This window comes from Neisseria sp. HMSC70E02, assembly GCF_001838645.1.
GTDB lineage: Bacteria > Pseudomonadota > Gammaproteobacteria > Burkholderiales > Neisseriaceae > Neisseria > Neisseria macacae.
The window spans coordinates 28449-31507 of sequence record NZ_KV838121.1 but is presented as its reverse complement, the minus strand read 5'-3'; the positions used below and the strand labels follow the sequence as shown (position 1 = coordinate 31507).

Genomic DNA, 3059 nt, shown 5'->3' with positions numbered 1-3059 from the left:
TCGTGGACAGAGTCCACGCTACGGCACTTGTGTCGCCAAGAAACTTTGTAGCGTGGGCTATGCCCACGAACCACTTAAGATTTCAGACGACCTTTGCGTTTATCGTTTTCGTGGACGGAATCCACGCTACGGATACCGTGCCAACCAAAACCGATACGCAGTCCAAACATGAAAGGTCGTCTGAAAACCTGCATTGAGTTTTTCAGACGACCTTTGTGTGTTAACCATTTTCGTGGACAGAGTCCACGCTACGGCACTTGTGTCACCAAAAAAATTTGTAGCGTGGGCTTCGCCCACGAACCACTCAAGATTTCAGACGACCTTTACGTTTATCGTTTTCGTGGACGGAATCCACGTTACGGCACTTGCGTTGCCAAAAAACTTTGTAGCGTGGACTATGCCCACGAGCCATTGAAGATTCCAACAAACAACCCGCCGAAAATCCCAGACGCAAAAAAAGCAGACCCATCAGGTCTGCTTTTGATCTTTCCTATTAATCCAGATTCAAGACGGCGGAGGTGTAAACGTCCTGTACGTCGTCCAAATCTTCCAGCGCGTCAATCAGTTTCTGCATTTTGACGGCATCTTCGCCGGAGAGTTCGGTTTCGTTTTGGGCGCGCATGGTGACGTCGCCGTCAACGGATTTGTAGCCTGCGGTTTCCAATGCCGCTTTCACGCCCGCCCAATCGTTCGGGGCAGTGATGACTTCGATGGAGCCGTCGTCGTTGGCAATTACGTCTTCCGCACCGGCTTCCAGAGCGGCTTCCATCAGCGCGTCTTCGTCAACGCCGGGTTCGAACACCAAATAACCCTGATGCACGAAGTTGAACGCTACGCAGCCGTCGGTGCCCAAGTTGCCGCCGTTTTTGGTGAACGCGTGGCGCACGTCGGCGACGGTGCGGGTTTTGTTGTCGGTCAGGCAGTCCACCATCAGCGCCGCGCCGCCGATGCCGTAGCCTTCGTAGCGCAACTCGATATATTCCACACCTTCCAAATTGCCCGTACCTTTGTCGATGGCGCGTTGCACGTTGTCTTTGGGCATATTGTTTTCGGCGGCTTTTTCCAAAGCCAGGCGCAGGCGCGGGTTGGCGCCGGGATCGCCGCCGCCCATGCGGGCTGCGACGGTGATTTCTTTAATCAAACGGGTGAAGATTTTGCCGCGTTTGGCATCTTGACGGGCTTTTTTATGCTGGATATTCGCCCACTTGCTATGACCTGCCATATATGGATTCCTTTCGATTTTCCGCCTTATCCGGCGGACTCTTGCTCATTTTCAAAGGGCGCATTTTAACATAGGTTGAATATACCTAAAATATTCAGACGACGCTGCATTCTGCCTAAAAGGTCGTCTGAAAACGCCGATAGCGCCCGACAAACGCAAAAATCTTGTCTTTGCCCAAACCTGACCCTTTTTTTCGTTTGCCTCACAAAAGGTTTACGGTATCATGCAGGCCTGCTTCAGGATTGTTGACAACTTGGGGCGAAACGGACGAAACCGGCCTGCTCGCCGCGCCGTCCGACACAACGGCATTCAACGGAGTAACCGCCGCCGGATGCCGTCATCTGTTCATTTTTCAATATAAGGTTTGTAATTATGGAAAAAACATTGTCTGCACTGGTGGGCGCAGTCAATCTGATTCTGTGGGACTACCTGCTGATTTACGCCCTTTTGGGCATCGGCCTGTTTTTCACACTCTATCTGGGTGCGCCGCAGATTACCAAATTTGGCGAAGGCCTCAAATCCGTTTTCGGCGGTTTGTTTTCCAAAAAAGACAAAGACGATAAATCTTTGTCGCAATTCCAAGCACTCGCCGTTGCCGTCTCCGCCCAAATCGGCACGGGCAACGTCGCCGGTGTGGCAACCGCCATTACCGCAGGCGGGCCGGGCGCGATTTTTTGGATGTGGCTTTCCGCCGTTTTGGGGATGTCCACGATTTTTGCCGAAGCCCTGCTCGCGCAAAAATACCGCGTCGTCAGCCACGGCAAATACATCGGCGGCCCCGCGTTCTACATTACGCACGGTCTGACCCCGAAAATTGGGCGCGGCGCGGCGCGTTTCTTATCGGGCTTTTTCTCCATCGCCCTGATTATCGCGCTGGGTTTTATCGGTAACGCTACGCAGGCAAACTCCATCGCCTCCTCCGTTACCATCGCCTTTAACGTACCGGCTTTGGCAGTGGGCATCACCCTCGCCGTCCTTGCGGGCATGATTATCGTCGGCGGCGTAAACCGCATCGCCAACATCGCCCAATTCGTCGTACCGTTTATGGCGATTATCTATATTTTGTGTGCCGTCGTTATCCTGTTTGAATTCTCCGACCACATCGTACCGATGTTCAACCACATCTTTACCGCCGCCTTCAATCCCGAAGCCGTGTTAGGCGGCGCGGCAGGTATCGGTATGCGCGAAGCCGTCCGTTACGGCGTGGCACGCGGGCTGTTTTCCAACGAAGCAGGTATGGGTTCGACGCCGCACGCGCACGCAACCGCCGACGTTAACCACCCCGTTCAACAAGGCTTGGCGGCATTTATCGGCGTGTTCATCGACACGATCTTGGTCTGCACCGCCACCGCACTGATTATCCTCCTGACCGATGCCAACCTTTCCGGCGAACAAGGCGCGGCGGTGACCCAATTCGCCTTCAGTAAAGCCTTCCCCGGCTTCGGTTCGCAACTGCTCGCCGTCTGCCTGACCTTCTTCGCCTTCACCACCATCATCGGCTGGTACTACTTCGGCGAGTCCAACATCCGCTTCCTCTTCAGGGGAAAACACTTGGGCGTCTACCGCGCGCTCGTGCTGCTGGCTATCGTATTGGGGACGCTGGGCAAAGTCGATTTGGTTTGGAGCCTGTCCGATATGTTCAACGGCTTCATGGTCATCCCCAACTTAATCGCCCTATTCCTCCTGCGCAAAGAAATCCGCGCCGTTTACGACGATTATCTGGCGCAGAAAAAAGCAGGCAAAGGCTTGTCCTACCAATATGAATTCCACGAATTCCACGACAAGGCTTAATCCGCAATCGTGAAAAGGTCGTCTGAAAATTTTCAGACGACCTTTT

Annotated in this window: 3 protein-coding genes; 2 read left to right on the top strand and 1 reads right to left on the bottom strand. The window is 53.7% G+C overall.

The features are described 5' to 3' along the window. Positions 1–197: hypothetical protein (locus HMPREF3277_RS14985; protein ID WP_210401174.1), on the top strand; the 197-nt coding region annotated here is incomplete at its 5' end. A gap of 296 nt (positions 198–493) precedes the next feature. Here the strand turns inward: HMPREF3277_RS14985 and HMPREF3277_RS11100 are convergent. Then, the gene (locus HMPREF3277_RS11100; protein WP_003767678.1) at positions 494–1222 is read right to left on the bottom strand and encodes a YebC/PmpR family DNA-binding transcriptional regulator; all 729 of its coding nucleotides are present in this window, start codon (positions 1220–1222) and stop codon (positions 494–496) included. A gap of 372 nt (positions 1223–1594) precedes the next feature. Here HMPREF3277_RS11100 and HMPREF3277_RS11095 point away from each other — a divergent pair, with 372 nt between their 5' ends. Continuing rightward, on the top strand, positions 1595–3013 hold the full coding sequence (locus tag HMPREF3277_RS11095; protein WP_070773198.1) for an alanine/glycine:cation symporter family protein: 1419 nt from the start codon (positions 1595–1597) through the stop codon (positions 3011–3013). The last annotated feature ends 46 nt before the right edge of the window (positions 3014–3059 follow it).